The organism is Halorubrum sp. CBA1125 (assembly GCF_009742825.1).
Taxonomy (GTDB): domain Archaea; phylum Halobacteriota; class Halobacteria; order Halobacteriales; family Haloferacaceae; genus Halorubrum.
This window is the reverse complement of sequence record NZ_WPCE01000249.1, coordinates 1-3,456: the sequence shown is the minus strand read 5'-3', so window position 1 is coordinate 3,456 and position 3,456 is coordinate 1. Positions and strand designations below refer to the sequence as shown.

Annotated in this window: 2 protein-coding genes; one reads left to right on the top strand and one right to left on the bottom strand. The window is 69.4% G+C overall.

Annotated elements, in window-relative coordinates; translation table 11 throughout:
* Window positions 1-99: 99 nt before the first annotated feature.
* Complete coding sequence (locus GJ633_RS15120; RefSeq protein WP_156589464.1) at window positions 100-468, bottom strand: VOC family protein; 369 nt, start codon at window positions 466-468, stop codon at window positions 100-102.
* 130 nt (window positions 469-598) lie between these two features.
* On the opposite strand from GJ633_RS15120, the gene GJ633_RS15115 reads away from it, so the two are divergent.
* Window positions 599-3,456 (top strand): FAD-binding and (Fe-S)-binding domain-containing protein (locus GJ633_RS15115; RefSeq protein WP_156589463.1); only part of this gene is annotated, 2,858 nt, incomplete at its 3' end.

Below are 3,456 nucleotides of genomic sequence, written 5' to 3'. Positions count from 1 at the left end.
GGGGTCGCCGGGTCGAGGCGCCGGGCGCATACCGATCGGCGCGTCAGGCGTGTCAGATCGAGGCGTCGGGTCGACGTGTCCTGTCCGTTTGGAACCGGCCTAGAGGGCTTCGATCAGCTCGACCGCGTGGCCGTCAGGGTCCTTCACGAATGCGGTTCGCGCGCCCGCGGCCGGCTGGTCGCCGGGCTCCTTCACGACGCCGTGGTGGTCGATACGTTCGAAGGCGTCGTCGACGTCGTCGACCGCGACGGCGACGTGGTCGTACCGGTCGCCGTCCGTGCTCGGCGTCTCTCCCTCCGTGTCGGACAGCTGGAACTCGACGCCGGCGTCGTCGGCGACGTACACGTTGCGCGTGTCGCCGTCGTCGGTGGTGAACTCCCAGGAGCGTTCGAACCCGAGCTGTTCGACGTACCAGTCGGCGGCGCGGTCGGCGTCGGCCACGTTGAGACACGTGTGGAGTATGTCCATGAGCCGGCGTACCGCGGCGACGCACTTAGCGCCTCGGTTGCTCAGTCTCGTCGGGATCCGGAACCGCTCGCGATCGGCGGATTTCCCGCACCGACAAAGGTTTTATTTTGCCGTCGTTCCCACTCGAAACATGGCAACCGACCCCACGAGGGGACGTGGCACGGCGGACCTCGACACGTCCGCGGCGGCGCTCGGCCACGACCGGCCGGACGCTCCCGCCTACCGGGCGCTCGCGTCCGACCTCCGCGATCGCGTCGACGGCGAGGTCCAGTTCGACGAGTACGCGCAGGTGCTGTACGCCACCGACGGCAGCATCTACCAGGCTCGTCCGGCTGGCGTCGTGACGCCGCGCTCGGTCGACGACGTGCAGGCGGCGATGGAGGTCGCCGCCGACCACGGCGTCCCCGTGATCCCGCGGGGCGCCGGCTCCTCGCTCGGCGGCCAGACCGTCGGGCCGGGCTGTGTCGTGCTGGACTTCACCCCGCACATGGACGCGATCGTGGAGGTCCGCCCCGACGACCGACGGGCGGTCGTCCAACCGGGAGTCGTCCAGGACCACCTGGACGACCGGCTCGCCGAGCACGGGCTGAAGTTCGCGCCGGACCCGGCCTCCTCGGCGCGGGCGACGGTCGTCGGCGGCATCGGCAACAACTCCACCGGCGCCCACTCGGTGCGGTACGGGATCACCGACGCGTACACGGAGGAGCTGAAAGTGGTGCTCGCCGACGGCTCGCTCATCCACACCCGCGAGGTCGTGCTCGACTCGCCGGAGTACGAGGAGCTGGTGGAGAAAGACGACCGCGAGGCCGCCCTCTACGAGACCGTCCGGCGGCTCGTCGAGGATAACGAAGACGAGATCGACGAGAGGTATCCGAGCCTCAAACGCTCCGTCTCCGGGTACAACCTCCACAAGGTGATCTACGAGAACGACGACGGCGAGGCGGTGATCAACCTCTCGAAGCTGCTCGTCGGCGCGGAGGGCACCCTCGGCACGATCGTCGAGGCCGAGGTGTCGCTCGTCACCCGCCCCGAGGAGACGGCGCTCGCGCTGTACACCTTCGACACGCTGGACGCCGCCATGCGCGCCGTCCCGGAGGCGCTGGAGTTCCCGGTGAGCGCGGTCGAGCTGATGGACGACGAGGTGTTCTCGCTCGCGGCCGACTCCCAGGAGTTCGCGCAGTACGCCGAGCCGATCCCGGACCGCGCGAAGGCGGCGCTGATGTTAGAGTGGGACTCGGAGCTGGTCGACGACTTCGCGGCGGCGATCGCGGACACGAACGCTCATTTCGTCGAGGAGGGGGACGCCTTCGACGTGCTCGAGGCGTACACCGAGGAGGACCAGGCCGACATCTGGAAGCTCCGGAAGGCGGCGATTCCGCTGCTGATGGGCATGGAGGGCGACCCGAAGCCGTACCCGTTCATCGAGGACGCGACGGTGCCGCCCGCGGAGCTCGCCGAGTACGTCGGCCAGTTCGAGGACGTGCTCACGGATCACGACACCTCGGCGGCGTACTTCGCGCACGCCGGCTCCGGCACCCTCCACATCCGCCCGATCCTCTCGCTGAAAGAGGAGGAGGGGATAGAGAAGATGCACTCCATCTCCGAGGACGTCACCGACCTCGTGTTGGAACACCACGGGGCGTTCTCCGGCGAGCACGGCGACGGGCTCGCGCGCACGGAGTTCAACCCCAAGATGTACGGCGAGCAGCTCTGGACCGCGTTCCAGGAGCTCAAGTCGACGTTCGACCCCGAGTGGCGGATGAACCCCGGGAAGGTCGTGTACGTGGCCGAAGAGACCGCCGCGGAGCGCGGCTACCCAGGCAGTGCCGCAGACACGGACATGCGCGAGAACCTTCGGTACGGACCGACGTACCAGTCGATCGAGCCGCAGACGACGCTCGACTTCGAAGACGAGGGCGGGTTCTCGCACCTCGTCGAGCTGTGTAACGGCTGCGGCACCTGCCGCGAGACGGACTCCGACGTGATGTGCCCGACCTACCGGGCCTCCAAAGAGGAGATCCAGGCGACCCGCGGGCGCGCCAACATGCTCCGGGCCGCCATCAGCGGCGAGCTCGACGAAGCGGAGATCCACTCGGACCGCTTCCAGGAGGAGGTGCTCGGGCTCTGTGTCGGCTGCAAGGGCTGTAAGAGCGACTGTCCGACCGGCGTCGACCTCGCGAAGCTGAAGGCCGAGGTGAAACACGACCACCACGAGAAAGAGGGGTCGGGGCTCCGCGAGCGGATCTTCCGCGACATCGACCGCTTCTCGGCGATCGGGAGCGCGCTCGCGCCGGTGTCGAACGCGGCGACGAAGATCCCGGGCGCCCGGAGGGCCATGGAGGCGGTCGCCGGGATCGCCCCCGACCGCGAACTGCCGACGTTCCGCACCGAGAGCTTCGAGGCGTGGTTCGAAGCGCGCGGCGGCTCGACCGTCTCCCCCGAGGAGGCGACCGACACCGTCGTCCTGTTCCCGGACACCTACACCAACTACAGCTACCCGGCGGCCGGCAAGGCCGCCGTCGAGGTGTTAGAGGCCGCCGGCGTCCGCGTCGAGGTGCCGGACGGCCTCGCGCCCTCGGGCCGCGCCGCGTTCTCGACCGGCTTCCTCGACGAGGCGAGCGCGCGGGCGGCAACCAACGTCGAGGCGCTCGCGCCCCGCGTCCACGAGGGCCAGTCCGTCGTCTTCGTCGAGCCCTCCGACGCGGTGATGTTCCAGGACGAGTACCTCGACCTGCTCGACGGCGAGGACGTCGAGGCCGTCTCTGCGGCCGCCTCCGGTGTTCTGGAGTACCTCGACGCCGGCCGGATCGACGAGCGGCTGGCGTTCGACGCGCCCGCCGAGTCGCTCACCTACCACGGCCACTGCAACCAGAAGGCGACGAACAAGGACCACCACGCGGTGGGCGTGCTCCGGCGCGCCGGCTACGAGGTCGACCCGCTCGACTCCTCGTGTTGCGGGATGGCGGGGTCGTTCGGCTACGAGGCCGA